Annotated in this window: 25 protein-coding genes and 1 tRNA gene; 12 read left to right on the forward strand and 14 right to left on the reverse strand. The window is 64.6% G+C overall.

The genetic code is table 11. The features are described from left to right. Positions 1–2: 2 nt before the first annotated feature. The 4 genes from ACESL9_RS04520 to ACESL9_RS04535 all read right to left on the reverse strand — a co-directional run bounded on the left by ACESL9_RS04520 (position 3) and on the right by ACESL9_RS04535 (position 2,177). Positions 3–533, reverse strand: coding sequence for a periplasmic heavy metal sensor (locus tag ACESL9_RS04520; RefSeq protein ID WP_372610752.1), 531 nt, complete (start codon positions 531–533; stop codon positions 3–5). Continuing rightward, positions 530–931 carry a hypothetical protein gene (locus tag ACESL9_RS04525; protein WP_372610750.1) on the reverse strand — a complete coding sequence of 134 codons (402 nt, stop codon included), beginning with the start codon at positions 929–931 and terminating at the stop codon, positions 530–532. Before ACESL9_RS04525 ends, ACESL9_RS04520 begins: the two co-directional genes overlap by 4 nt. Continuing rightward, entirely contained in the window at positions 924–1,514 is a 591-nt protein-coding gene (locus ACESL9_RS04530) for an RNA polymerase sigma factor (RefSeq protein ID WP_372610748.1), read from the reverse strand. The genes ACESL9_RS04525 and ACESL9_RS04530 overlap by 8 nt, the downstream gene beginning before the upstream one ends. Before the next feature lie 84 nt (positions 1,515–1,598). Then, positions 1,599–2,177 (reverse strand): EF-hand domain-containing protein, encoded by a 579-nt coding sequence (locus ACESL9_RS04535; RefSeq protein WP_372610746.1) that lies wholly within the window; start codon positions 2,175–2,177, stop codon positions 1,599–1,601. Positions 2,178–2,403: 226 nt separating this feature from the next. Here ACESL9_RS04535 and ACESL9_RS04540 point away from each other — a divergent pair, with 226 nt between their 5' ends. Further along, complete coding sequence (locus ACESL9_RS04540; RefSeq protein WP_372610744.1) at positions 2,404–2,841, forward strand: DUF983 domain-containing protein; 438 nt, start codon at positions 2,404–2,406, stop codon at positions 2,839–2,841. 30 nt (positions 2,842–2,871) lie between these two features. Beyond that, positions 2,872–3,609 (forward strand): NUDIX hydrolase, encoded by a 738-nt coding sequence (locus tag ACESL9_RS04545; RefSeq protein WP_372610742.1) that lies wholly within the window; start codon positions 2,872–2,874, stop codon positions 3,607–3,609. Between the two features lie 16 nt (positions 3,610–3,625). Here the strand turns inward: ACESL9_RS04545 and ACESL9_RS04550 are convergent, their stop codons facing one another. The 3 genes from ACESL9_RS04550 to ACESL9_RS04560 are packed head-to-tail and all read right to left on the reverse strand — an operon-like array spanning position 3,626 to position 5,625. Continuing rightward, positions 3,626–4,510 (reverse strand): EamA family transporter, encoded by an 885-nt coding sequence (locus ACESL9_RS04550; protein ID WP_372610740.1) that lies wholly within the window; start codon positions 4,508–4,510, stop codon positions 3,626–3,628. A 19-nt stretch (positions 4,511–4,529) separates the two neighbouring features. Beyond that, positions 4,530–5,426, reverse strand: coding sequence for a fatty acid desaturase (locus ACESL9_RS04555; RefSeq protein ID WP_372610738.1), 897 nt, complete (start codon positions 5,424–5,426; stop codon positions 4,530–4,532). Next, complete coding sequence (locus ACESL9_RS04560) at positions 5,419–5,625, reverse strand: DUF2061 domain-containing protein (protein WP_372674549.1); 207 nt, start codon at positions 5,623–5,625, stop codon at positions 5,419–5,421. The genes ACESL9_RS04555 and ACESL9_RS04560 overlap by 8 nt, the downstream gene beginning before the upstream one ends. Before the next feature lie 106 nt (positions 5,626–5,731). On the opposite strand from ACESL9_RS04560, the gene ACESL9_RS04565 reads away from it, so the two are divergent. Beyond that, the gene (locus ACESL9_RS04565) at positions 5,732–6,595 is read left to right on the forward strand and encodes a helix-turn-helix domain-containing protein (RefSeq protein WP_372610734.1); all 864 of its coding nucleotides are present in this window, start codon (positions 5,732–5,734) and stop codon (positions 6,593–6,595) included. A 7-nt stretch (positions 6,596–6,602) separates the two neighbouring features. On the opposite strand, the gene ACESL9_RS04570 is transcribed toward ACESL9_RS04565, so the two are convergent. After that, entirely contained in the window at positions 6,603–6,800 is a 198-nt protein-coding gene (locus tag ACESL9_RS04570) for a heavy-metal-associated domain-containing protein (RefSeq protein ID WP_372610732.1), read from the reverse strand. A 141-nt stretch (positions 6,801–6,941) separates the two neighbouring features. Between ACESL9_RS04570 and ACESL9_RS04575 the strand changes: the two genes are divergently transcribed. The 3 genes from ACESL9_RS04575 (at position 6,942) to ACESL9_RS04585 (ending at position 10,457) form a co-directional block, all read left to right on the forward strand. Next, complete coding sequence (locus ACESL9_RS04575; RefSeq protein WP_372610730.1) at positions 6,942–9,413, forward strand: heavy metal translocating P-type ATPase; 2,472 nt, start codon at positions 6,942–6,944, stop codon at positions 9,411–9,413. Next, positions 9,410–9,802: a Cu(I)-responsive transcriptional regulator gene (gene cueR / locus ACESL9_RS04580; protein WP_372610728.1), complete on the forward strand. Its 393-nt coding sequence runs from the start codon at positions 9,410–9,412 to the stop codon at positions 9,800–9,802. The genes ACESL9_RS04575 and cueR overlap by 4 nt, the downstream gene beginning before the upstream one ends. A 307-nt stretch (positions 9,803–10,109) precedes the next feature. Next, positions 10,110–10,457: a hypothetical protein gene (locus ACESL9_RS04585; RefSeq protein ID WP_372610726.1), complete on the forward strand. Its 348-nt coding sequence runs from the start codon at positions 10,110–10,112 to the stop codon at positions 10,455–10,457. 126 nt (positions 10,458–10,583) lie between these two features. On the opposite strand, the gene ACESL9_RS04590 is transcribed toward ACESL9_RS04585, so the two are convergent. The 4 genes from ACESL9_RS04590 to ACESL9_RS04605 form a co-directional block, all read right to left on the reverse strand. Beyond that, positions 10,584–11,738, reverse strand: a complete 1,155-nt coding sequence (locus ACESL9_RS04590) for a DSD1 family PLP-dependent enzyme (protein ID WP_372610724.1) — start codon at positions 11,736–11,738, stop codon at positions 10,584–10,586. Next, positions 11,735–13,405 (reverse strand): sulfatase-like hydrolase/transferase, encoded by a 1,671-nt coding sequence (locus ACESL9_RS04595; RefSeq protein ID WP_372674550.1) that lies wholly within the window; start codon positions 13,403–13,405, stop codon positions 11,735–11,737. The genes ACESL9_RS04590 and ACESL9_RS04595 overlap by 4 nt, the downstream gene beginning before the upstream one ends. 138 nt (positions 13,406–13,543) lie before the next feature. Further along, complete coding sequence (locus tag ACESL9_RS04600; RefSeq protein WP_372615265.1) at positions 13,544–14,074, reverse strand: CoxG family protein; 531 nt, start codon at positions 14,072–14,074, stop codon at positions 13,544–13,546. 22 nt (positions 14,075–14,096) lie between these two features. Further along, on the reverse strand, positions 14,097–15,989 hold the full coding sequence (locus tag ACESL9_RS04605) for an acyl-CoA synthetase (protein ID WP_372615264.1): 1,893 nt from the start codon (positions 15,987–15,989) through the stop codon (positions 14,097–14,099). A gap of 263 nt (positions 15,990–16,252) precedes the next feature. Between ACESL9_RS04605 and ACESL9_RS04610 the strand changes: the two genes are divergently transcribed. The 6 genes from ACESL9_RS04610 (at position 16,253) to ACESL9_RS04635 (ending at position 19,504) form a co-directional block, all read left to right on the forward strand. Beyond that, entirely contained in the window at positions 16,253–17,134 is an 882-nt protein-coding gene (locus ACESL9_RS04610) for a carbon-nitrogen hydrolase family protein (protein WP_372615263.1), read from the forward strand. Between the two features lie 82 nt (positions 17,135–17,216). Next, positions 17,217–17,435 carry a translation initiation factor IF-1 gene (infA, locus tag ACESL9_RS04615; RefSeq protein ID WP_008186030.1) on the forward strand — a complete coding sequence of 73 codons (219 nt, stop codon included), beginning with the start codon at positions 17,217–17,219 and terminating at the stop codon, positions 17,433–17,435. A gap of 107 nt (positions 17,436–17,542) precedes the next feature. Beyond that, positions 17,543–18,133, forward strand: coding sequence for a Maf family protein (locus ACESL9_RS04620; RefSeq protein WP_372674551.1), 591 nt, complete (start codon positions 17,543–17,545; stop codon positions 18,131–18,133). After that, entirely contained in the window at positions 18,130–19,155 is a 1,026-nt protein-coding gene (locus ACESL9_RS04625; RefSeq protein WP_372615261.1) for a ribonuclease E/G, read from the forward strand. The genes ACESL9_RS04620 and ACESL9_RS04625 overlap by 4 nt, the downstream gene beginning before the upstream one ends. After that, positions 19,152–19,346: a DNA gyrase inhibitor YacG gene (locus tag ACESL9_RS04630; RefSeq protein ID WP_372615260.1), complete on the forward strand. Its 195-nt coding sequence runs from the start codon at positions 19,152–19,154 to the stop codon at positions 19,344–19,346. Before ACESL9_RS04625 ends, ACESL9_RS04630 begins: the two co-directional genes overlap by 4 nt. 83 nt (positions 19,347–19,429) lie before the next feature. Then, a tRNA-Phe gene (locus tag ACESL9_RS04635) sits at positions 19,430–19,504 on the forward strand. 151 nt (positions 19,505–19,655) lie between these two features. Here ACESL9_RS04635 and ACESL9_RS04640 read toward each other — a convergent pair. Continuing rightward, a complete protein-coding gene (locus ACESL9_RS04640; protein ID WP_372674552.1) occupies positions 19,656–19,925 on the reverse strand; it encodes a hypothetical protein in 270 nt (89 codons plus the stop codon). 76 nt (positions 19,926–20,001) lie between these two features. Further along, positions 20,002–20,235 carry an HGGxSTG domain-containing protein gene (locus tag ACESL9_RS04645; RefSeq protein ID WP_372674553.1) on the reverse strand — a complete coding sequence of 78 codons (234 nt, stop codon included), beginning with the start codon at positions 20,233–20,235 and terminating at the stop codon, positions 20,002–20,004. Between the last annotated feature and the right edge of the window lie 84 nt (positions 20,236–20,319).

The following is a 20,319-nucleotide window of genomic DNA, read 5'->3' on the forward strand; positions in this document are numbered from 1 at the left end:
CGTCAGCGTTGGGAATGCGCCTGCCAGCGCCGCCCGCTCCTGTCCTTTCCGGGCTTGGTCTTGCGCTCCAGTGCCTCGCGCAGCCGGTCGGCATAGGCTTCGCGCTCGGCATCACTCATGCTCTCCAACCGCTCGAGCAAAAGTTCGCGTCCCAGCCGTGCACCTTCGGCCATCACCTCCATCTGCCGCTCAAGGCTCGCGCGGACAGCCTCGGGGTCATAGGGTTTGCGCTCCAGCGCCGTGATGATCTGCTCGAACTCCGCGCGGATCCCGGCCCGGTCGGCACGCCGGTCACGATAGGCATGGCGCATCTCCCGGCCAAGCGCATGGCGGTCGGCCTCGCTCAGCGCGCGTGTCATCGGTCCGCCCACCTGATCCATGCGCGGCGGGCGCGAGTCCCTGCCGAACCCGTGCGCGATCATGACCCCTATCATCAGCCCGACGACCAGAAGGTTGAAGGCCAGCGACGTGAACAACACGATCCGCAGCCTGCGCCCCGCCCGAGGGGGCTGCGTGTCCGGTGCCGTATTCATCCTGCGTCCTCCTCGCCCGCCAGGGCCATATCGTAAAGATCGAAACCGAACCCTTCACTGGCATCGACCAGCGAGATCACGTCATCCGCAGGGCCGGCCAAAAGGATGTTCACCGCATCGCCCACGCCAAGCGTCGGGCTGACCCCGATCCAGAGCCCCGCCACCACCGCAGTGGCGAGTCCACCCATCGCGGGCCAACCGCCCAGCGCCGCCCAAAGGCCCCAGCCGCGGCGCGCAACGACCCGCTCGGCCGCGGGCACAGGCCGCGCCGCCTGCACGGCCAGCGCATCCTCCAGAACCCGCGCCATCAACGCGGCATCCGGTTCTTCCGGTGCTGAACGCGCCTGCGAAAACAGCGCCTCCAATCTCTCGTCCATTTCGCGATCCGTCTCAGTCATCGCCATACCCCAATGCATCGCGCCGCGCGGCCAGTGCCGCGCCCAGCGCCCTCTTTCCCCGCGCGGTCAGACTCTCGACCGCCTCGGTGCCGATCTCCATGATCGCGGCGATCTCGGGGTTGGCCAGCCCCTCGATGTGCCGCAGCACCACCGCCTGGCGTTGCCGCTCGGGCAGCGCGTCGAGCGCCGCCTGCAACGCCCCGGCCCGGGCCTTGTCCTGCAACCGCTCGGCCGGTCCCGCCGCGGCGTCCACCGGCTCGGCCACCTCGTCGAGCGGCGGTCCGGCACGGCGTCGCTGCCTGAGCCGGTCGGTCGCCAGGTTGGCCACCACGCGGTAAAGCCACGTGCGCACCCGCGCCTCGCCCGCCCGCCAGTCGGGCGCAATCCGCCACAGGCGCAGCATGGCCTCCTGCGTCACATCCTCGGCCTCGGCCCGGTCGCCCAGCAAACGATAGGCATGGGCCATGACAACCGGCGTAAAGCGCAGCGTGAGAGCGCGCGCCGCCTGCCGGTCGCCATCGGCGAACAGGGTCAGGAGCGCCTCGTCGGGCAGGTCGCTGCTGTCATCCAATGCCATGCTCATCGCCCGCTTGGCGTATCCCCTTCCCCGCTCTGCCACAAGCGGCCCCGGAACAGGCCAACAAGCCGCCCCGGGGTCTTTGTCACCTCAGTTGCGCTGACGATCACCGTGGCGGTGCATCTTGCCATGATCGCCATGGGATTTGCCGTCGCCGTGACGCATGTTGCGCTCGCCGCGCCGCTCCTGCATCCGCTCGCGCGCCGCGCTCATCTCCGCGTCCGAGATCGCGCCGTCACCGTCGCTGTCCAGCCGGTCGAACATCCGGTCCTGCATGGTGCGCTGACCGGGCATCTCGTCGAACGAGATCTCGCCATCGCCATCGCTGTCCATCCGCTCGATCATCCGCGACGCCATGCGTTCCATCCGGCGCTGGCGGGCCTCCTCGGCGCGCTGATCGGCCGCTGCCTTGATCTCGTCCGCGCTCAACCGGCCATTGCCATCGCTGTCGGCCGCATCGAAGCGCGCCTTGGCATGGGCGGTCATTTCCTCGCGCGTCAGCTTGCCATCGCCATCGGCATCGGCCTTGTCGAACTGCATCATCGGCATGTCGCCCATTCCGCCCTTCATGCCGCCTTGCTCGCCCTTCATGCCATGGGCCAGCGCCATACCGCTGCCGGCCGCAAGGCTCAGAAGGGTCAGGCCGGTGATCAGATAAGTCCGTTTCATAACAGGTCTCTCCTTGGTTTGTCGCACTTCCGACAGTTTTCCACCGGATCCAATGTTCCGGCTTCAGAAGGTTTCACGCGGCACGCCGCCATTTCCGTCGCGGCCCTTTGCGGTTTTTCATCCCATCCCGGCGGAGTTTTGCGACATGGCGACGCGATGACAGCGCACGATCTTCACATTTACGGGCTTTTCCGCCACTCTGTGCGCGCAAACGCGAGGAACAGGAATGCACAACCACGGCCTGGCACCCGATATCGGGATGTCCCCCCCGGAACGTCTGCTCAAGCCGGCCCTGCTCAGGGGCTGGCGGCGGTGCTGCCCCAATTGTGGTTCGGGTCCACTGCTCAAGGGTTATCTCAAGGTGCGCGACAGCTGCACGGTCTGCAGCGAGGATCTCAGCCACCAACGCGCCGATGACGGCCCGGCCTATCTCACCATCCTGATCGTCGGTCACATCATGGCGCCGCTTCTGCATATCGTCTTCGTTCAGTTCCGACCCGAACCCCTGGTGCTTTTCACCATCTTCGCTATTGGCTGTGTCGCACTCTCGCTATACCTTCTGCCAAGGTTGAAAGGCGCGGTCGTCGGATTCCAGTGGGCCCGGCGGATGCACGGTTTCGGAGAGGACGCCCTCGCAAGCGAGGATCGCGACACCCGGAGCTGAGCCCGCGCGCCCAAGGCAAAGCGAGGCCAGATGAGCGATTACACGACACCGCAAAAGGCGGACAAGACAGCGATTCGCAACGCAGCCACGGTGATCGTGCTGCGCGATCGGATGACAGAACCGCGGGTTCTGATGGGCCAGCGTGGCGCGCGCGCGGCCTTCATGCCCAACAAGTTCGTCTTTCCCGGCGGCGCCGTCGATCCCGCCGATGCGGGCGTGCCGCTGGCCCGGCGCATGCCGCAGATCTGCCGCGACCGTCTGCTTGAGAATTGCGAGGACGATTGCACCCATGCGCTTGCTACCGCGGCGATCCGCGAGCTGTGGGAGGAAACCGGCCTCGTCCTTGGCCAGAAGGGCGACTGGAGCGTCGAACCCCCTGACGACTGGGCCGATTTCGCCGCCGCGGGCTACGTTCCCGATGCCCATCCGCTGCAATTCGTGTTCCGCGCGATCACGCCACCGGGCCGGCCCCGTCGCTTCGACGCGCGGTTCTTCCTGGTCGATGCCGACGAGATCGCCAGCGATCTCGACAATTTCGATGGTGCGCAGGACGAACTTTCGCATCTGCAATGGGTTCCGCTCGACAAGGTGCGCGGCTTCGACCTGCCCTTCATAACCGAAGTGGTGCTGGCCGAGGTCGCCGCCCGCGCACGCGACCGCACGCCCCCCGAGAACGTGCCGTTCTTCCACAACGGCACCGAGGAGAGCCTCTTCCTGCGTCTCAAGGGCCGTGGCCCCCTCTCGGGCAAGGTGATCCGCCACGACTGAACCGGGTTGCTTTGCCCTATCCGAACAGAACCAGCACCAGGATGCTCGCGGTGAGGAAGCCGATCCCGGCATATTCGCGCCTGGTGATGTTCTCCTTGAAGAACATCACCGCGGCAAAGATGGAAAAGATGACCTCGATCTGGCCTACGGCAAAGACATAGGCCGCATTCTGCAAGGTAAAGGCGGTGAACCAGCAAAGCGACCCCGCCATGCCCGTCAGCCCCATCCATACCGCGCTGCGCCGCGCCGCGATCACCCGTGCCAACTGCCCCTTTTCCTGCCACGCCAGCCAGGCCGACAGGGCAACGGTCTGCGCCACCGTCACCACCGCGAGCGCCACCACGGCACGCAGGAACGGATCGTCGCTGGCCACGGCTAGCGTGGCGGCACGGTAGGTCACCGCCGACACCGCGAAAAACGCTCCCGACAAGATGCCCAACCCGGCGGCCCGGTTGAATACCCCTCCCCCGGCCACCACACCCTTCGACAGGATCAGCACCCCAATGAGCCCGAGAACGATCGCCCCCATGCCCGCCGCCGACACCCGGTCCCCCAGCAGGACCAGCCCGACAATCGCGGTCTGCACCACTTCGGTTTTCTTGAAGGTGATCCCGACAGCGAAATTGCGATGCGCAAAAAGCGCCACGACGCACCATGTCGCCAATATCTGTGTCAGCCCCCCGGCCAGCGCATAGGCCCAGAACCACGGCCCTACCCCCGGCCAGCCGCCCTGCACCCAGGCATAGACCAGCGCCAGCGTGACCATGAAAGGCAGGGAGTAGAGAAACCGCGACAGCGTTGCGCCCCCCGCCGACAACGCCCCCATGCTCAGATGTTTCTGAAGCATGAAGCGCAGCGTCTGGAACGCGGCGGCGGCGATGGAAAGGGCAATCCAGCTCATGCCTTCTCATGCCGCCAATTCAGGGGCGTTTCCAGAGCGGATGCGGCACCGGGTCTTTCGAACGGAAGAAATAGCGCCGGAACACTTCGCCGTAGGATCGGTAATGATAGTGATCGTTGGCCGTGCGAAACGCCTCGCGCTCGGCCTGGTAGAGCGACCAGAGCCGATACCACGGCACGCCCGGGCGGCTGTGATGCACCACGTGCAGGTTGTTGTTGAGAAACAGCAAGGCAAGCAGCCCCCGGTCCTCGATGATAACCGTGCGCCCCGGCACCGTCTCATGCGCGCGATGCTCGAGGAAGGTGCGGATCTTGAGGATCGACAACGCCGCATAGGTCGAAACCAGCCACGCCCAGACCGGCATCTGCCCGAAACGGACCATCCACCAGATCACCAGTGCCACGGCCGGGATATGAATGAGCCACGCCGCCAGAACCCCGGGCCGGCCCGCCCGGATCGCCCGCCAATCCTCGGCCATGAAAACCGCCTGCCCCACCAGCGGCCCGATCAGGAGCCGCCCGGCCAGCGTATTGTTGAACCGCAGTAACGCCCGCACCCAGCCCGGCAACCGTGCCCAGACCTCGGGATCGAGAAAGTTGGTCTCGGGGTCGTCATAGGGGTCTGTCAGCCGTTCGTCGCGGTGATGTTCGATATGCGTGTCGCGGAACCGTCCATAGGGAACGGAAAGTGCAAGTTGCGGAAAGACCAGCAGCTCGTTGAGCAAGCGGTGCCGCGTCGGATGCCCGTGCAGCGCCTCGTGACAGAGCGAGGAATGCAACGCCGCCGACAGCGCCACCAGCACCATGCCCAAGGGCAGGAACAGCCCCGACACGACGGTCGTGCCCAGCGCCCAGACCGCATAGGTGAGAACCAGGAGGCCGAGCGTGGGCCATTCCACCACCGGCACCCTACCCATGATGGCGCCCCCAGCGGATATGCGCCCAGATGCGCTCATAGATGAAATACATCACGAACCCGATCGCGGTATTGATCACCGCCATGGCCCCGCCGATGGCCGCCGAGCCGGTCAGGGCATGCCCGACAAGGCCCATTACCGCCAGCCCCAGAAGGTTCCACAAGATCGCCTTGAGCATGGTCCGCCGACTGCTCTCCATTCTACCTCCGATTTTTTGCTGTCACATATGCGTTACAGCCCAGCGGTGGATTTGCGAATTCCGAATATGGTTAACAAAACGCACGAATGGTGATAATAATCACGATATGAGATATAAAATCGACAAACGCCTCCGCGCTGCCCAGTTTCGCACCCGGCTCGCACAGGCCATGCAGAACCGGGGTGTCACCCAAAGCGCGCTGGCCCGGGCCACCGGGGTGGACCGTTCGACGATTTCGCAACTCTTGAAGGGCGAAGGCGCGCGGCTGCCCAATGCACAGGTGGTGGGCGAATGCGCCTCGATGCTGGGCGTGTCCTGCGACTGGCTCCTGTCACTGTCCGACCGGCCCGAAACGGCCACCGATCTGCTCGCCACCTCGCTCACCCTGACCGAGGCCCCCCGTGCGCTGGTCGACGAACAGATCTTCAACTGGCATCGCGAGGCCGCGGGCTACAAGATCCGCCACGTCCCCGCCGCGCTGCCCGACATGCTCAAGACCCGCGCAGTGCTCGAATGGGAATACGCCCCCCACCTCGGTCGCACCGCGCAACAGGCGATCGGCGCCTCGGAGGATCGCCTGGCATGGATGCGCGAATCGCAATCGGATTACGAGATCGCCCTGCCGCTATACGAGTTGGACAGTTTCGCCACCGGCACCGGATACTACACCGGCCTCGCCCCCGAGCTGCGCGTTGAACAGCTTGACCGGATCGAGGCGATCCATGCCCAGCTCTATCCACGCCTGCGCGTCTACATGTTCGATGCGCGGCGCATCTTTTCGGCCCCTGTGACGGTGTTCGGCCCGCTCCTGGCCGTGCTCTACCTGGGGCGCAACTACCTTGCCTTTCGCGATACCGAGCGGGTGCAGGCGATCACCGCGCATTTCGACGACCTCGTGCGCGAGGCCGCCGTTCCCGCCCGCGAGATGCCCGCACACCTTGCCCGGCTGCGCGCCATGGTGCCGGGCTGAGCGCCGCTCAGGCCGCGCTGGCCTCGAACCCCGCGGCCTTGATCGCGGCCACGATCGCCGCCGCATCCAGCACCGTATCGACCGCGACCTGACGTGCATCCAGATCGCATTGCACGTCCGCGCCCTCGTCGGCATCGAGGATCTTGTCCTCGATCGCTGACATGCAATGGCCGCAACTCATCTTGGGCACGCTGAACGTCATCATGGCGAATCTCCGTATTTCATGCGGGGCCCATCTCGCCCCTTTCCGCGCCGGAGGGTCAAGCCGTTTTCCCGCCTCACCCCTTGACCTTCCAGTAAATGGAATCCTTATCTGACATCAGAACCAATTCGAAAGGTCCCGCCAATGACCGCCATCAACGATCTGCGCCTCTCCATCGACGGCATGTCCTGCGCCGCTTGCGTCGGACGTGCCGAGAACGCCCTGCGCGATGTCGAAGGCGTGCAAGACGTCAATGTCAATCTCGCGAGCGAAAGCGCGACGCTGCATTACACCCCCCCCGCCGACCCGGCCCGCATCGCCGCCGCGCTCGACGCCGCCGGCTATCCCGCCCGCCGCGCCAGCGCCACGCTCGATATCGAGGGCATGACCTGCGCTTCCTGCGTGGGACGGGTCGAGGATGCTCTGGCGGCCCTGCCCGGCGTCACCGATGTCAACGTCAATCTCGCAAGTGAAACCGCCACCTTACGCTATCTCGAGGGCATGACCAGCCCGGCCGAGATCACCCGCGCCGTGACCGCCACCGGCTATCCCGCCACGCTGCGCGACGGCGGAGAGGCCGTTGGCATCGGCACCCGCAAAGAGGCCGAGGCCGCCCAGCTCCGGCGCGAGCTGACCATCGCCGCCATCCTCACCCTGCCGGTTTTCATCGTCGAAATGGGCGGCCACCTGGTCCCGCCCTTTCATCACTGGATCATGGCCAATATCGGGATGCAGGTCTCGTGGGTGGCGCAATTCATCCTCACCACGCTGGTCCTCGCCTTTCCCGGGCGGCGCTTCTATGCCAAGGGCCTGCCCGCGCTGATGCGTGGCGCGCCCGACATGAACAGCCTCGTCGCGGTGGGCACGCTGGCCGCATGGGGTTTTTCCACCGTCGCCACCTTCGCCCCGGCGCTTCTGCCTGCCGACAGCCGCGCGGTCTATTTCGAGGCGGCGGCGGTGATCGTCACCCTCATTCTCCTGGGCCGGTTCCTCGAAGCGCGGGCCAAGGGCCGCACCGGCGCCGCGATCCGCGCGCTGATGAACCTCTCGCCGCGCCGCGCCCGGGTGCTGCGCGACGGCACCGAGGAAGAAATCGAGGCCAGCGCCCTTGTCACCGGCGACCTGGTGCTCGTGCGCCCCGGCGAACGCATCCCCGCCGACGGGCACATCGAGGACGGCGAAAGCCATGTCGATGAAAGCATGATCACCGGCGAACCTGTCCCGGTGGCCAAATCCCCCGGCGATCCCGTCACCGGCGGCACGGTGAACGGCGCGGGTGCGATCCGCTTCACCGCCACCGCTGTCGGCGCCGACACCACCCTGTCGCAGATCGTGCGCATGGTCGAAGAGGCACAGGGCGCGAAACTGCCCATCCAGGCGCTGGTGGATCGCGTCACCCTCTGGTTCGTGCCCGTGGTGATGGCCGTGGCCGCGCTCACAATCCTTGTCTGGCTCGTCCTCGGCCCCGATCCCGCACTCAGCCACGCGCTGGTCGCGGGCGTCGCCGTACTCATCATCGCCTGCCCCTGTGCCATGGGGCTGGCCACGCCCACCTCGATCATGGTCGGCACCGGCCGCGCCGCCGAAATGGGCGTGCTCTTTCGCAAGGGCGACGCGCTTCAGGCGCTGCAAGGCGCCACGGTCATCGCCTTTGACAAGACCGGCACATTGACCCGCGGCCGCCCCGAACTGACCGACCTCGTGCCCGCGGGTGACTGGACCCGCGCCAGCCTCCTGCCGCTCATCGGCGCGGTCGAGGATCAGTCCGAACACCCCATCGCCCGCGCCATTGCCGCGACTGCACAAACCGAAACCGGCGCGCTCCCCGCCGCCAGCGGCTTTCGCGCACAGGCCGGTTTCGGCGTGCGCGCCACCGTCGGGGGCCACGAGGTGCTGATCGGCGCCGACCGCATGATGCGCCGCCAAAAGATAGACATCGGCCCCCTCACCGATCAGGCGCAGGAGCTTGCCAATGCGGGCAAGACCCCGCTCTACGCCGCCATCGACGGCGAGATCGCCGCGCTCATCGCCGTTTCGGACCCGCTCAAGCCGACCACGAAACAGGCCATCGCCAAGCTGCATGACATGGGCCTCAGGACCGCGATGATCACCGGCGACAACACCGCCACCGCCCGCGCCATCGCGGCCGAGGCCGGCATCGACCATGTCGAGGCCGAGGTTCTGCCGCGCGGCAAGGTCAAGGCGCTGGACGCCCTGCGTACGGAAGGCGCGCGGCTCGCCTTTGTCGGCGACGGCATCAACGACGCGCCCGCGCTGGCCTCGGCCGATATCGGCATCGCCATCGGCACCGGCACCGACGTCGCCATCGAAAGCGCCGACGTGGTGCTCATGTCGGGCGACCTGCGCGGTGTCGTGAACGCGCTCGACATCTCGCGCCGCACCATGCGCAACATCCGGCAGAACCTCTTCTGGGCGTTTGCCTACAACACCGCGCTCATCCCGGTCGCCGCCGGGCTCTTCTACCCGGCGCTGGGCTGGCAGCTCTCGCCCATGCTCGCCGCCGGGGCCATGGCGCTCAGTTCGGTTTTCGTGCTCTCCAACGCCCTGCGCCTGCGCCGCGTCCGCGCCCTCCTGCAAGAAGGACAAACCACATGAATATCGGTGACGTCGCCCGCCGCACCGGCCTGCCCGCCAAGACCATCCGCTATTACGAGGATATCGGCCTGATCACGCCCCTGCGTTCGCAGAACGGCTACCGCCGCTTCCGTGACAGCGACCTGCACAAGCTCTCCTTCCTGGGCCGCGCCCGCTCGCTTGGCTTTTCCATCGAGGATTGCCGCGCCCTGATTGCGCTTTACGAGGACCACAGCCGCGCCAGCGCCGACGTGAAACGCATCGCCAAGCAGAACCTTGAAAAGATCGAGGCCAAGATCGCCGAGTTGCAGGCCATGCACGACACGCTCTCGCACCTGGTCGAGAAGTGCCACGGCGACGACCGCCCCGATTGCCCGATCCTCTCGGATCTGGCGAAAGCGGCGGGGTGAATCCCGGCTAGGGCATGTCGCCTTTGATCGCACTCGCCCCGCCCGGAACAGCGGCGAAGCCGCCCGGGCAGCACACGGCCGCCCCCCGGCCGGGTGCTTTTGATGTGATGCGCACAGCTTCGGGCAGGGGATGACGTTGCAAGATAAACTGCACTGCGCCGATGTTGTAAGCACCCGACCGCGACCATGTGCTGCCCTCTCGTCCGGCAGGGGACGAATCCGACCAAGACCGGCACGCTCTAGGGCTTTCGCTTTACCCAAACGGTGCAGGCTGACTATTGTGCGCGAAAGCGTCGGAAGAATATTGATGAAAATCAACATTGTTGTCGCACTCGCCTTGTTTGCGCTCACTGCCTGCAACGATAAGCCTGAGTATTCTGTGATCGGCACGCAGGGAAAGATGAAGGCAATTGGCATTCCTGCCGAGCGCGTTGACGACCAAGAGCATTACCAGCGAATAATTGACGCTGAATGCCCACAGGATGGCTTCTGCATACTGTCCTTCTTTGTGGGTTTATCGTCGGTAAGCTACCCGTTGTCAGACACCACACTTACGGCTCAAACGGCACAGTATAACCGCAACCCTAACTCCGGGATGGATCGGCTACTTTTAGCCTGTCGGCTGGGAGACATTCCCGCCGATGAGTGTTTTTGAGTCTTCAACTCTGGCGCGCCGTGTTTCAGCAATTCCCCCACCCGGTCCACTTGCGAACCGGGCATACGCCCACCCCGGCGGCCACATGCCCTCTTTCACGTGTGAATGAAGCCGGGCACCCAGCCCTCACCAAAGCTTGCCCCGCGCAGTGACCGGCCAGACGCATTCCACCACGCCACCGCGCAACCCGACATACCAGTCATGCAGGTTGCAGGTCGGATCGCAATGCCCCGGCACAAGGCGCAGCCGGTCGCCGACCTTCAAGGCCCCCTCCGGGTCATCCACCACCCCGTGCTCGTCGGACGGCCCGACATAGGCCACGTCCTCCCGGCCAGAAACCCTTGGCAAACCGCTCTCGAAGGTCATCGCCTTCAGCCCGGCATCGACCACCGCCTGTCCCGGCTTCACATGGCTCATCACCGAGGCCAGCACGAAAAGCGCGTTCTCCCATTCGCCCGCATCGAGCCGCGCACCATTGGCGCCGCGAATGCGCCCGTAATCGGCATCCATGAAGGCGTAGGAACCGCATTGCAGTTCGTTATAAAGCCCCGATCCCGTCTCGAACGGATAAGACCCGGTGCCGCCCCCGGTCACGACAGGACAATCGATTCCCGCCGCCTCCAGCGCCGCAACCACGCCGCGCGCAATCGTGATCGCCGCCTCCAGCGCCCCGCGCCGCGCCGCCCAGTCCTCAACATGCTGGGCCGAACCGTGATAGGCCTGCACGCCCTCGAACCGCAGCCCCGGCGCCTCCAGAACCGCGCGCGCGATCTCGACGGCAGCACCCGGCGTCACAACGCCACAGCGCCCGCCGCCGCAATCGACCTCGACCAGCACGCCCAGCTCCGTGCCCGCGCGCACCGCCGCCTCCGACAACTCGCCGACATTGGCGATATCATCCACGCAAACCGACACGCTCGCCCCGAGTTTCGGCAACTCCGCCAGCCGCGCGATCATCCGCGGATCGCGCACCTCGTTCGACACGAGGATGTCGGGGATACCGCCGCGGGCAAACACTTCGGCCTCGCTCACCTTCTGGCAACAGACGCCGCGCGCCCCGCCGATCTCCATCTGAAGCCGCGCCACATCCACCGATTTGTGCATCTTGCCATGCACCCGCAGGCGCATCCCGTGCCCGCGAACGTAATCGCCAAGCTTGGCAATATTGCGCTCCAGCGCATCGAGATCGAGGATCAGGCAGGGCGTCGTGATCTCGCCCTCTTCCATCCCCGGCAAGGCCGGAACGTCGAACCCGACCTCAAGCCCCTCAAACTTCGTCATCCGCGCTTGATCTCCCGCCAGGGCCGCACAGTGCGTCCACGATATTTCACCGTCAGTTCCCCGGCAATCTCGCCCTCGTCATAAACCCCCAGCACGATCCCCTTGCCCCGGCTCTTGGTGCGCATCTCGATCAATGTCTCGCGCGACACGGTCGTGCGCTGTGCCGGCCGCCGCGCCCATTCGAAGAGCCGCGCATACATCGTCTCGATCACCTCTGCATGCTCGGCGCTCTCGCCCAGATCGACCAATTCATCGGGGTCGTTCAAGAGGTCGAACAGGATCGGCCGGTGCCCGCCCTCGGCATGGATGAGCTTCCAGCGCTTGTCCGCCACCATGAAAAGCTGCGCATCGTCGATATCGGCGTTCAAGAGCGCCGCAACCGGCGCGCCGGAATAATCGTATTCACAGATGACATACTGCCTCTGCGTCTCCTCCGCCTTCCCATGCAGCAGGGGCACAAGGCTCTCACCCTCCAGCACGTGATCCGGCACACTGGCCCCGGCCAGTTCGACGAATGTGGGGGCAAGATCGATCGATTCCACCAGCGCATCGCACACAGTGCCCCGCGTCGCATCGGCCTCGGACGACGGGTCATAGATGATCAGCGGAATGCGCGTGCTCGCATCGTGGAAAAACGTCTTTTCCCCCATCCAGTGATCGCCAAGGAAATCGCCGTGATCGGATGTCAGGACGATCAGCGTGTCGTCCATCCGCCCGGTCTCCTCCATCCACTTGAACAGCCGCCCCATCTGGTCATCGGCCTGCTTGATCAGCCCCATATAGGCCGGGATCACCGCTTCGCGCACCTCGTCGCGCGAAAACGCCTGCCCCACCTTGGTGTCCATGAAGCCCTTCATCACCGGATGCGCGTTCTGCCGCTCGGCCTCGGAGCGGTTCACCGGCAGCACATGCTCCGGCCCATACATGCTGGCATAGGGCTCGGGCACGATATAGGGCCAGTGCGGCTTGATATAGCTCAGGTGACAACACCACGGCGCCCGCGCCCCGGCCATGAATTCCATTCCCCGCCCGGTCAGGTAGGGTGTCTCGCTGTCCGCCTCGTCGATATTGGCGGCCATCGGCGAATTCTTGAGGAACCAGCCCGACAACACGTTGCCATCCTCATCCAGCCCCGAATTGGCAAAGTCATGCCACGGGTTGTCGCTCTCGTATCCCTTGGCGCACAGCCATTCGTTATAGGTCTTGGCCCCATCGGGGTCATAAGACCCGTCCGGCCCCTCGGGCAGCATCCCGTCATCGCGCTCGAACACGTCGAACCCGCATTCGCTGACCCGCGCCCCGATGATCGTATCGGGCGCCAGCCCCAGCCGCTTCATGCCCTCGACATCCGCGCGCATGTGGGTCTTGCCCACGAGCCAGCAATCCATCCCCGCGCGGCGCAGGTGATCGCCCATCGTTTCCTCGCCCACCTTGAGCGGGATGCCGTTGTTGGTCGCCCCGTGCGAGCTGGCATAGCGACCGGTATAGGTGCTCATCCGGCTCGACCCACAGATCGGCGACTGGATATAGGCGCGGGTAAACCGCACCCCCTTCGCCGCGAGCGCGTCGATATGCGGGGTCTCCAGGTGCGGGTGTCCGTAACAGCCCAGGTAATCCCAGCGCAGCTGATCGAACATGATGAAAAGGATATTCTTGGCCTGCGCCATGTCGCCACCTCCAAGTTTCGAAAATCACCGCCCCGTCATGATGCGCATTTTCAGCACGATGAAGCACCTCGCCCCGCGCTTCATCTTGCCCGAATACTCCCCGCGGAGCGTCCGCACCCGCGTGCTCTGCCCGGGGATTCAGCCCTTGCGCAAGCGGTGAAACCAGCCCTTTTTCTTGCCCTCGTGCTCGGCCTGCGCTTCTTCCGCTTCATCCGCGTCGTCGGGGCCCTCGACCGCGTCGGTGAAGCGGTCAAAGAACTGATCGGCCATCTTGCGGGCGAACCCGTCGATGATCCGGCTGCCCAGCTGCGCGAGCTTGCCGCCCACCTTGGCCTCGACATCATAGTGCAGAACCGTCGTATCCGGGTCATCGCCGTCTTCCAGCCGCACCTTGGCGCCGCCCTTGGCGAACCCGGCCGCGCCGCCCTTGCCCTCGCCCGAAAGCGTCAGGCTCTCGCGCTCGACCATGTCGGTCAATGTCACCGCCCCCTTGAAGGTGGCCTTTACCGGCCCGACCTTCTGCACCACCGTGGCCTCGAACCCCTCCTCGGGGCTGCCTGTCATCTCCTTGCAGCCCGGCACGCATTCGCCCAGCACATCAGCGGACAGAAGCGCGGCCCATACCTCGTCACGGGGGGCCGCGATCACGCGGCTGTCACTCATTTCCATGGTCGCATCTCCCTTACCCGGTTCACTCGGCCCATTCCCAGGGCCGTGTATAGGCGCCCAGCACCTCGCTCACGTCGTCCTCGCCGCTGCCATTGGCCGCGAGCTGCGCCACCAGTCCGCGCTTCTTGTCGTCGATCACGCTCACCACCCGCGCGGCCACGCCCGCATCTTCCAGCGCCGAATTGTAGACACGGGCGATCGCCAGCTTGCGCAGGTCGGGCTTGAACACCTTTCCCACGGCGGTCTTGGGCAACTCGTCGAGTATCTCGACATGCTTGGGGTAGGCCGCGCGCTCGTGGATATGCACCCTGGCATGTTCCATCAGCTCGTCCGCCGTCACCGTGCCGCCGCCGACCAGTTCGACATAGGCGCAAGGCACCTCGCCGGCATGGGCGTCGGGCTGGCCGATCGCGCCGGCAAAGGCCACGTCCCTGTGCGACAGGAGCGCATCCTCGATCTCGGCCGGGTCGATATTGTGACCGCCCCGGATGATCAGGTCCTTGGCCCGCCCAGTGATCCAGATATAGCCGTCCGCGTCGATCCGGCCCAAATCACCGGTACGCAGGTACTTGTGGCCGTCGATCTCGTGGTAGAGCTCCTTGTTCTTGGCGTCCTCGGTATAGGTGCTGCCCTGCATCACCCCGGGGTTGAACACGCAGATCTCGCCCACCTCGTCGGTGGCGCATTCGCGCACCTCGCCATCCTCGCCCGCGTGCATGATCCGCACATCGGTGTAGGGAAAGGGAATGCCGACGCTGCCAACCTTCTTTTCCCCGTCGATCGGGTTGCACGACACCAGAACCGTCGCCTCGGTCAGCCCGTAACCCTCGATGATGTTGATGCCGGTGGCGCTGGTGAACCGGTTGAACAGTTCCAGCGGCATCGGCGCCGAGCCGGAAAAGGCATTCTTCACCGTCGAAAGGTCCGCATCCACCTTGCGCTGCATCAGCGCCGAAACGGCGGTCGGCACGGTGATGATGAAGGTCGTCTTCCAGCGCTCGCAAAGCTTCCAGAAATTGTCGAACACGCCATCCCCGCGATAGCCCGCCGGCGTCGGGAACACCACATGCGCGCCCGACTTGATCATCGCGATCAGGATCACGTGACAGGCGAACACGTGGAAAAGCGGCAGCGGGCACATCACGCTGTCCTCTTCGGAGTAAAGCAACTCGTGCCCGATCCAGCCCTGGTAGATGATGCCCGAATTCTTGTGCTGCGCCACCTTGGGCATACCGGTCGTGCCGCCAGTGTGGAAATAGGCCGCGACGCGGTCTTCCTTCACATCCTCGAATGTCAGGGTCTTTGGCTGTTTCGCGATCTCGGCGTTGAAACTCATCACGTCCGCATGGTGATTCTTCTGCACCTTGGGCCGGATCAGCGGCACGATCAGCTTTTTCACCCCGCTCAGGTAGCGGTTGAGGTCCACCGTCAGGATCGTGTTCACGTTGGGCGCATGACGCACCGCCTCGGCCGTCTTCTGCGCGATGTCGGTCTTGGGGAAGGCATGCAGCGTCACCACCACCTTGGCCCCGGTCTCGCGCAGGATCGCGCCGATCTGCTCGGGCTCCAGCAGCGGGTTGATCGGGTTGGCGATCCCCGCCACCATCGCCCCGATCATCGCGATCGCCGTCTCGGTCGTGTTCGGCATGACCAGCGCAACCACGTCATCCTTCTCGACCTTGAGCGATCGAAACAGGTTTGCCGCCTGACAGACCTTGTCGTGAAACTCGGACCACGTCAGCGTTTCGGCCGGATCGTCCGGCCCCGACAACAGCTGATAGGAAACCGCCGGGCGCTGCCCGAACCTGTCGGCCGTTGCCTTGAGCATCTCATAGACCGTCGTGGGCAGGTCGCGCGCCTCCCACGGCATTTCCCTGGTCTTGTCGATGCTGTCCTGAAGCGTGGCAAATGTCATATCATACTCCTCCCCGGCACCCGCTCCACCGGGCACGCATTCTCCGGCATTGTGAGTGTCTTTGCGCCTGCGCGCAAGAGCGGGTCGCGCCACGTCACCCCCCAGGAACGATCGCCCTTGCACCGGCACCGCACGCCGCGTTAACCCCTTGGGACGGCACGCGGGGACTCGTCACCCGGCAGCCGGATGTCAGCCGGGCGGCAGCCGGGAGTCACCCCCCGATTTCCGCCCATTCGGCACCGTTAACCCGAGGTTGAAGAACCATGAAGATCGCCACCGCCGCCTACCCGCTCTCCTGGCTCGACGCCTGGGCCGATTACGAGGAAAAGATCACCGGCTGGGTCACCGACGCGGCCGCGCAGGGGGCCGATCTGCTGGTTTTTCCCGAATATGGCGCGATGGAGCTGGCCGCGCTTTCCGGTGCCGATGCCGCAGGCAGCGTGCAAGGCTCGATTGCCGCCGTGGGCGACTGGCTTGATCAAGCCAACGCCTTGTTTTCACGCCTTTCTTCGGCGCATTCCGTGCATATCCTGTCGCCCTCCGCGCCGGTCCGAGACGGCGAAATAACCGTCAACCGTGCCGGGCTCTTCACGCCCGCCGGCACCGTCGGCTGGCAGGACAAGCAGATCATGACGCGCTTTGAACGCGACGACTGGGCCGTCTCGGGCGGCGGCCCGCTTCGGGTCTTTGATACCGCGCTGGGCCGGATCGGCGTGCTGATCTGCTATGACTGCGAATTTCCCCTCTTGGCCAAGGCCTTGGCCGATGCGGGCGCCGAGCTGATCCTGGTGCCCTCCTGCACCGAGGCGCTCGAAGGCTACTGGCGCGTGCGCATCGGCGCCATGGCCCGCGCGCTCGAACTGCAATGCGTCACGGTCATGTCCTCGCTCATCGGCACCGAACCGCGCCTCTTCGCTGTCGAGGAAAATACTGGCACCGGCGGCGTTTTCGGCCCGCCCGACAAGGGCTTCCCGCCCACCGGCGTGATCGCCTGCGGCACGCTCGACGCGCCCGGCTGGACCCTCGCCGAGGTCGATCTCGACACCATCCGCGCGGTCCGGGCTGACGGCCATGTGCTCAACCTCACCCACTGGAACGAGCAGCCGCCCCGGGTGACACAGGTCGAATATTCCCGGCTGACCTGACAAAAGCCCTTGAAAAAAAGCTAAAACAGGCTCATTTAATCGACGCCCGCGATCTGGCGGGCTGTGCAATGAAGGAGAAACCATGGCCAAGGAAGAACTGCTCGAATTTCCCGGTGTCGTGAAGGAACTCCTGCCGAACGCGACATTCCTGGTCGAGCTGGAAAACGGCCATACCATCATCGCGCACACGGCAGGCAAGATGCGCAAGAACCGCATCCGTGTTCTTGCAGGCGACAAGGTGCAGGTCGAGATGACCCCCTATGATTTGACCAAGGGTCGGATCAATTACCGCTTCAAGTAAGCGCGAAGCCCGGGCTTCGCGCGGCGGGGCTGTGCGACCTCGCCAGAGGCCAACCGCAGCCCGCAAGTGTTTTCAAAGCTTTGCAACAATTCCGGAACAAGGCGCCGATGGCTGATACCGTTCCAAAGCTGATCCTCGGCTCGGGCAGCCCACGCCGGCGTGACTTGCTCGCGACCATCGGCGTCGTCGCCGATGCGGTCCGCCCACCCGAAATCGACGAAACGCCCATGAAATCAGAGCTCCCGCGCCCCTACTGCACCCGCATGGCGCGCGAGAAGGTGGAGGCGGTCAATGCCGACCCGGACGACATCGTGCTTTGTGCCGACACCACCGTCGCACTGGGTCGCCGGATCATGGGAAAGCCCGGGAATGCCGGCGAGGCGGCCGAGTTTCTCATGGCCATGTCGGGCCGCCGCCACAAGGTCATCACCGCCGTCGCCGTGAAAAGCGGCACGAAAGTCTGGGAACGCGATGTCGTGACCACGGTCAAGATGAAACGCCTCTCCAACGAGGAACTCAACGGCTATCTCGCCACTGGCGACTGGCGGGGCAAGGCCGGCGGTTACGGCATACAAGGCCCCGCTGGGGCGCTGATTCCGTGGATAAAGGGGTCGTTCACCGCCGTCGTTGGCCTGCCGCTGGCCGAGACCGCAGGGCTCTTGCAGGCGGTCGGCTATCCCCTCTGGCAAGCCTCATGAAGGGCCGCCAGATCATCCTCGACCATCTCGGAAATCGCGAGGCGGCGGCTCTCATGGTCGATGGGCGGCTTGACGATCTGCTGATCGAGTCCGAGGCGCCACGTCCCGGCACGATCTATCGCGCGGTGGCGTTAAGACCCGTTAAGGGTCAGGGGGGTATGTTCTTTTCCACGCCCGACGGAGATGCGTTCCTGCGCCAGACGCGCGGAATTTCTCCCGGGCAGGAGAAACTGGTGCAGATCACCGGTTATGCGGACCCGGAAAAGGCGATTCCGGTGACCGATCGGATTCTGTTCAAAAGCCGCTACGCCATCGTCACGCCCGACGCGCCCGGCCTCAACATCTCGCGCCGGATCCGCGACGACGACCGCCGCGACATGCTCATGGTCATCGCCCGCGAGGCGATGGAAATGGCCGGCGACATGGGCCTGATCCTGCGTTCCGCCTGTGAAGCGGCCGAGGATGACGGCATCGCCGAGGACATCCGCACCATGGCCTCCCTCGCCGCGCAGGTGATGGGCGACACGGGCAGCGGCCCCGAAACCCTTCTCGACGGTGACGCCCCCCATGCGCTCGCCTGGCGCGACTGGTCCGATCCCGCCGACATCGTGACCGCCCCTGGCAGTTTCGCCAGCCACGGCATTCTCGACGCGCTCGACGCCCTCAAATCGCCACAGGTTCCGCTCCCCGGCGGCGCCTCGCTCTTTGTCGAACCCACCCGCGCGCTGGTCGCGGTGGATGTGAACACCGGCACCGACACCTCACTCGCCGCCGGCCTCAAGGCCAACCTCGCCACCGCACGCGAACTGCCCCGCCAGCTGCGCCTGCGCGGCCTCGGCGGCCAGATCACGCTCGACATGGCGCCGATGCCCAAGAAGGACCGCCGCGGTTTCGAGACGACCCTGCGCGCCGCCCTGCGTGCCGACGGGATCGATACCGTTCTTGCCGGCTGGACCCCGCTCGGCCATTATGAACTGCAACGCAAACGTGCCCGCATCCCGACCTTGCCCCTGATTCCATGACTTGTCCGATCTGCTCTGCCAACACCGATCCACGCTATCGCCCCTTCTGCTCCAAACGCTGCGCCGACATCGATCTCGCACGCTGGCTGGGCGAAGGCTACGCGATCCCCTCGAACGACCCCGAGGACGCCGAAGAGATCATGGACGCGCTCGAGAAGGCCCTTGCACCAGAGAGCCGCAAACCGCATTGAAAAAACGCAAAATCCTCTTGTCACCAACGCCGCCCGCGTCTAGAACGCACAAGCCCAGCGGCGGCCAGCCCGCCCGAACCCGTGCCCGGGTAGCTCAGGGGTAGAGCAGTGGATTGAAAATCCTCGTGTCGGTGGTTCGATTCCGCCCCCGGGCACCATTAAATCAATATAAGTTATTGATTTTAATTGATTTTTAGATTTATCGGCTTGACGCATCCCCCTAATTGTACACCTTTTGAGGCGAGATTGACCGGTATCTTATCCTCGTTTTGCGTTTAGTCTCTTCAGTTCTCGCCTAGTCATCAAGCGTCAGAGAAAACTGCTGAAGGCCAAGGTGGCAACGCCGACAACAGCACACCAAGTTATAATGTTAACGAGTCTGGCGATGCCTTTCAGTTCCTCTTCGATGCGCTCTGCTCTGACTAACAATAACGCAAGAAAGCGCGCACTTTTTGCAGTTTGAAGAGAAGTGAAGAATCCATCTCTGCTGGGAAGTTCATATATGGACCATTCGTCGCTTGTCTCCTGATAGGCCCAACTTTCTTGATTTTGGATTTGTTCATTAAGTTCTTCGCTCATGGTGATTTATGATTCCCTCATTGTCTTTAGGGTTAAGTAGTGACGCAGTTTGAAGGTTTAGAACAAGAAGCAAGGATTACTCTTCGCCACAATCTCTGAGATTGCACCACCGCCTGCGCTGCGCCTCTGCAATCCGTTCCCGCCCTTCGGGCGTTCGCGGACCGGTGCTCATGCCGCCGTGAAACTTGCAGCGCGTTTTGCCTGGCAGAGGCTTAGCTCGGCATGTTGTTCCCTTGCGGGTTTTTGCGCCGCAACGGCGCTTTACCCCGCGTTTGACGTCCGAATAATCCGTGGCCTCTAAGAGTCTGATTCAAAACTATCTGAGCATTATTAATCCCTTGCGAGATGGCGTGTGACGCGTCGAATGTGGGCGATTGTGATCCACGCCTCTGCG

It is taken from the genome of Aquicoccus sp. (assembly GCF_041686535.1).
Classification (GTDB): domain Bacteria; phylum Pseudomonadota; class Alphaproteobacteria; order Rhodobacterales; family Rhodobacteraceae; genus Aquicoccus.

Excerpts from the sequence above, each read along its gene's own strand:
- ACESL9_RS04520 (WP_372610752.1), bottom strand. The coding sequence starts at position 533 with ATGAATACGGCACCGGACACGCAGCCCCCTCGGGCGGGGCGCAGGCTG.
- ACESL9_RS04525 (WP_372610750.1), bottom strand. The coding sequence starts at position 931 with ATGACTGAGACGGATCGCGAAATGGACGAGAGATTGGAGGCGCTGTTT.
- ACESL9_RS04530 (WP_372610748.1), bottom strand. The coding sequence starts at position 1,514 with ATGAGCATGGCATTGGATGACAGCAGCGACCTGCCCGACGAGGCGCTC.
- ACESL9_RS04535 (WP_372610746.1), bottom strand. The coding sequence starts at position 2,177 with ATGAAACGGACTTATCTGATCACCGGCCTGACCCTTCTGAGCCTTGCG.
- ACESL9_RS04540 (WP_372610744.1), top strand. The coding sequence starts at position 2,404 with ATGCACAACCACGGCCTGGCACCCGATATCGGGATGTCCCCCCCGGAA.
- ACESL9_RS04545 (WP_372610742.1), top strand. The coding sequence starts at position 2,872 with ATGAGCGATTACACGACACCGCAAAAGGCGGACAAGACAGCGATTCGC.
- ACESL9_RS04550 (WP_372610740.1), bottom strand. The coding sequence starts at position 4,510 with ATGAGCTGGATTGCCCTTTCCATCGCCGCCGCCGCGTTCCAGACGCTG.
- ACESL9_RS04555 (WP_372610738.1), bottom strand. The coding sequence starts at position 5,426 with ATGGGTAGGGTGCCGGTGGTGGAATGGCCCACGCTCGGCCTCCTGGTT.
- ACESL9_RS04560 (WP_372674549.1), bottom strand. The coding sequence starts at position 5,625 with ATGGAGAGCAGTCGGCGGACCATGCTCAAGGCGATCTTGTGGAACCTT.
- ACESL9_RS04565 (WP_372610734.1), top strand. The coding sequence starts at position 5,732 with ATGAGATATAAAATCGACAAACGCCTCCGCGCTGCCCAGTTTCGCACC.
- ACESL9_RS04570 (WP_372610732.1), bottom strand. The coding sequence starts at position 6,800 with ATGATGACGTTCAGCGTGCCCAAGATGAGTTGCGGCCATTGCATGTCA.
- ACESL9_RS04575 (WP_372610730.1), top strand. The coding sequence starts at position 6,942 with ATGACCGCCATCAACGATCTGCGCCTCTCCATCGACGGCATGTCCTGC.
- cueR (WP_372610728.1), top strand. The coding sequence starts at position 9,410 with ATGAATATCGGTGACGTCGCCCGCCGCACCGGCCTGCCCGCCAAGACC.
- ACESL9_RS04585 (WP_372610726.1), top strand. The coding sequence starts at position 10,110 with ATGAAAATCAACATTGTTGTCGCACTCGCCTTGTTTGCGCTCACTGCC.
- ACESL9_RS04590 (WP_372610724.1), bottom strand. The coding sequence starts at position 11,738 with ATGACGAAGTTTGAGGGGCTTGAGGTCGGGTTCGACGTTCCGGCCTTG.
- ACESL9_RS04595 (WP_372674550.1), bottom strand. The coding sequence starts at position 13,405 with ATGGCGCAGGCCAAGAATATCCTTTTCATCATGTTCGATCAGCTGCGC.
- ACESL9_RS04600 (WP_372615265.1), bottom strand. The coding sequence starts at position 14,074 with ATGGAAATGAGTGACAGCCGCGTGATCGCGGCCCCCCGTGACGAGGTA.
- ACESL9_RS04605 (WP_372615264.1), bottom strand. The coding sequence starts at position 15,989 with ATGACATTTGCCACGCTTCAGGACAGCATCGACAAGACCAGGGAAATG.
- ACESL9_RS04610 (WP_372615263.1), top strand. The coding sequence starts at position 16,253 with ATGAAGATCGCCACCGCCGCCTACCCGCTCTCCTGGCTCGACGCCTGG.
- infA (WP_008186030.1), top strand. The coding sequence starts at position 17,217 with ATGGCCAAGGAAGAACTGCTCGAATTTCCCGGTGTCGTGAAGGAACTC.
- ACESL9_RS04620 (WP_372674551.1), top strand. The coding sequence starts at position 17,543 with ATGGCTGATACCGTTCCAAAGCTGATCCTCGGCTCGGGCAGCCCACGC.
- ACESL9_RS04625 (WP_372615261.1), top strand. The coding sequence starts at position 18,130 with ATGAAGGGCCGCCAGATCATCCTCGACCATCTCGGAAATCGCGAGGCG.
- ACESL9_RS04630 (WP_372615260.1), top strand. The coding sequence starts at position 19,152 with ATGACTTGTCCGATCTGCTCTGCCAACACCGATCCACGCTATCGCCCC.
- ACESL9_RS04640 (WP_372674552.1), bottom strand. The coding sequence starts at position 19,925 with ATGAGCGAAGAACTTAATGAACAAATCCAAAATCAAGAAAGTTGGGCC.